Annotated in this window: 1 protein-coding gene; it reads right to left on the bottom strand. The window is 52.5% G+C overall.

Translation table 11 applies throughout. The features are described from left to right. Positions 1-102: 102 nt before the first annotated feature. Positions 103-497, bottom strand: a 395-nt coding sequence (locus tag ACTHUF_RS11085) for a hypothetical protein (RefSeq protein ID WP_440407713.1), incomplete at its 5' end; no start/stop codon positions are given.

The raw sequence follows: 497 nt of genomic DNA, 5'->3' as shown, positions 1-497 counted from the left end.
TAAACACCCCACCCAACCACAACAACAACCTACACCCACACCAACCCACCAACCACCCCAAAACCAACACCAAAAACCAACCAACCAACCACCCAAACAGCCCTAAAACAAACACCCCCACCCCCCAACCCCCCACACCCAAAACCAACCACCCCAAACACACCCACCAAACCCACAAAACCACCCACCGCAACAACACCCACCAAACCAACCACACCACACATCCACACCCACAAACCCACAACAATCCAACCCAACCCCACAACCACCCACACCAACCCACACCACACACCACCCCACCCCACCCACCCCACAAAACAAAACAAAAAACACAAACCCCACACCCCCCCCCCAAACCCCCCCCCAAAACCAACCCAAACAACCCAACCACAACCAAACCAACAAAAAACACCACACCAACCCCCCACAACAAACAAAACAAACACAACACAACCAAACCACAAAACAACCCAAAAACCCACACCAAACACACAACA

This window comes from Neisseria sp. P0024.S006 (genome assembly GCF_051956595.1).
Lineage (GTDB): Bacteria > Pseudomonadota > Gammaproteobacteria > Burkholderiales > Neisseriaceae > Neisseria.
Note: the sequence above shows the minus strand (reverse complement) of the source record. Positions and strands in the feature narration are given on the sequence as shown.